Genomic DNA, 2908 nt, shown 5'->3' on the forward strand with positions numbered 1-2908 from the left:
ACCGTGAACCTGAAGAACCAGCTACCGGAGATGACGGCGATCCACTGGCACGGCCTGCTGGTTCCGGGCCATCACGACGGCGCGCCCGGCTTCAACGGCTTTCCGGGCATCGCCTCCGGGGAGACCTACACCTACCAGTTCACGCTAAGGCAGTCGGGCACCTACTGGTATCACAGCCACGCCTCGTTGCAGGAGCAGGCGGGGCAATATGGCGCGCTCATCATCGACCCGAAGGATGGGCCGGACATTGCGGTGGACCGCGAGCATGTGATCCTGCTGACCGAGCATACGCCCGAGGATCCCGAGCGCATCATCCGCAACCTGAAGGCGGATGCCGGCTATTATAACTGGAACAAGCGCACCTTCCCCGAACTGCTGCGCGACGCCGGCCGTTTCGGGCTTGGAAAGACATTGTCAGACCGGGCGCAGTGGGGCCGCATGCGTATGGACCCGACCGACATCGCCGATGTGACCAACTACACGCTGCTGGTGAATGGACTGCCCACTGCCCGCACGCCCTTCTTCGAGATGAAGGCCGGGGAGAAGGTGCGGCTGCGCTTCATCAACGGCTCGGCGATGAGCTTCATGGACGTGCGGATTCCCGGCCTGTCGATGACGGTGGTGGCAGCCGACGGCCGCGCGGTGGAGCCGGTGACGGTGGACGAGTTCCGCATGGCGGTCGCCGAGACCTACGACGTGATCGTCGAGCCGAAGGAGGATCGCGCCTGGCCGCTGTGGGTGGAAACGCTGGACCGGCGCGCCAGCCTGCTGGCGACGCTTGGCCCCCGCCCCGGCATGGGCGTGGAAGCGCCTGCGCCGCGCCCGATGCAGGTGCTGATGCTGGGCGAGATGGGGCATGCCATGCCGGGCATGCAGATAGCCGCCGTCGGAAGCTCGATGGCGTCAGCCGATCCCGACACCGACATTCTGAACACCGCGGCGGCCCGCCAGCCGGCCCCCGCCAGCACCTGCACGCCGGAGCACGCGGCGATGGGACACTGCACCATGCCCGCGGCGACCCCGCCTGCTGCTCCGGCGGCGAGCTGTTCGCCCGAGCATGCGGCGATGGGGCACTGCACGATGCCGGCTTCGCCCGCTGCGCCTCCCATCGATCCGAACTGCGCGCCCGAGCACGCCGCCATGGGCCACTGCACTCCAAGGCTTCCGAAGCCTGAAGGCGGCGAGCGGGTTGGAACGGCAGTATCCCTTGCGGCGAAGCCCGAGGGCGGCACGGCCTTTCCGCGTGTCGATTATGGCTATGGCCGCGACCCGATGGCGGGGATGGATCACGCCAGCATGAACCATGGCGCCGAGTTGGGCCGAGAGGGCGACACCGATGGTTCCGGCCGGGTGCTCGGCTGGGCGACCGGTGCGCCCTATGGAGCGCGGGTATTGTCGATGAACGATCTCGTCGCCACGGCGCCTCATGCAGACGCCCGCGCCCCCACACGCGAAATCGTCATCCGCATCACCGGCAACATGGAGCGCTACATCTGGACGCTGAACGGCAAGCCATTCGGCGAAGCGCCCCCGGTGGACGTGCAATTCGGCGAGCGGGTGCGCATCACCTTCGTCAACGAAACCATGATGGCGCACCCGATGCACCTGCACGGCATGTTCTTCGAGATCGAGAACGGCCAGCCGGCAGACCGTCTGCCGGAAAAGAATGTGATCGCGGTAGCGCCGGGGCGTACCCAGTCCGTGCTGCTGACGGCGGACGAGCCGGGCGAATGGCCACTGCACTGCCACCTGCTGTTCCACATGGATTCCGGCATGATGAAGAAACTGGTCGTGGCGAATGTCTCCCCTCCGCCGGTCGGAACCGGCGCCCCGGCAGAGGCGCACCCGGCGCACCATGGCCATCACGGGGGGCGCTGAGCCATGCGCCTGATGCTCCTCGCGTCGCTCGCCGCCGCTGCCCCCGCCTTCGCCCAATCCGGAGAGCCGGCCTCAGCCGAACATCTGCACGGCGGCCGCACCATCAGCTTCACGCAGGTGGAGGCGGACATCAGCCGCCAGCAGGGCGAGGCCGTGGTCAACTGGGATGCCGAGGGCTTCATCGGCGGTGACAGGCATAAATTCTGGTGGAAATCCGAAGGCGAACACGCTGCTTCCGAATTCGAGACGGCGGAGTTCCAGGCGCTTTACAGCCGCAACGTCTGGACCTTCTTCGACGTGCAGGCTGGCGTTCGCGCAGACGCGAAGCCGGATGGGCGCGGCTATGCCGTGGTCGGCATCCAGGGCCTTGCCCCCTATCTGCTGGAAACCGAGCTGCATGCCTTCATCGGCTTCAAGGGGGATGTCAGCCTGCGCTTCAAGCAGTCCTTCGATATCCGCATGACCAACCGCTTCGTGCTGGAGCCCAATCTGGAAACCGACATCAGCTTTTCGGACGTGCCGGAACGGATGGTCGGCAAGGGTTTCTCGAAGATCGAGACGGGTATTCAGGCGCGCTACGAAATCAGCCGCAAGTTCGCGCCTACGCTGGCGCTTGCCTATGAAAGCCGCCTCGGCAAATCTGCGCGCCTTGCCAGCGCCGAGGGTGAAGGCAGTGGTGGCTGGTCGGTGCGGGGCGGTGTCAGATTCTGGTTCTGAAGTGGAACCGTTGAGGCAGATCGGGATTCCCATGCATTCAGCCGCTCATGGCCAATCGCCGCAGTCTGACGGGGCTGCCGTTGCTAAGGACCCCGTCTGCGGGATGAGCGTGGATCCGCACGGCACCCTGCATCATGCCGAACATCTGGGGCGGCCTTACCATTTCTGTTCCGCGGGATGCCGGACGAAGTTCGTGGCTGATCCGGGGCGCTACCTCTCTGGCGCCGGACCGGTCGAGCCGGTGCGGGAGGGCGCAATCTATACTTGCCCCATGCACCCGGAGATCCGCCGATCCGGCCCGGGCTCCTGCCCG

At 66.2% G+C, this 2908-nt stretch carries 3 protein-coding genes; all 3 read left to right on the forward strand.

Features of this window, described 5'->3' with window-relative positions; genetic code table 11:
• A partial coding sequence (locus tag ACE3O8_RS13315) for a multicopper oxidase domain-containing protein (protein WP_374390513.1) occupies window positions 1-1878 on the forward strand: 1878 nt, incomplete at its 5' end.
• A 3-nt stretch (window positions 1879-1881) separates the two neighbouring features.
• Window positions 1882-2595: a copper resistance protein B gene (locus tag ACE3O8_RS13320; protein WP_374390515.1), complete on the forward strand. Its 714-nt coding sequence runs from the start codon at window positions 1882-1884 to the stop codon at window positions 2593-2595.
• Window positions 2596-2626: 31 nt separating this feature from the next.
• The coding region (locus ACE3O8_RS13325) for a YHS domain-containing protein (RefSeq protein ID WP_374390517.1) at window positions 2627-2908 on the forward strand (282 nt) is incomplete at its 3' end.

The organism is Sandaracinobacter sp., assembly GCF_041909755.1.
GTDB lineage: Bacteria > Pseudomonadota > Alphaproteobacteria > Sphingomonadales > Sphingomonadaceae > Sandaracinobacteroides.

Bases quoted from the DNA above. Each gene is read 5' to 3' on its own strand.
- ACE3O8_RS13320 (WP_374390515.1), top strand. From the start codon at position 1,882: ATGCGCCTGATGCTCCTCGCGTCGCTCGCCGCCGCTGCCCCCGCCTTC.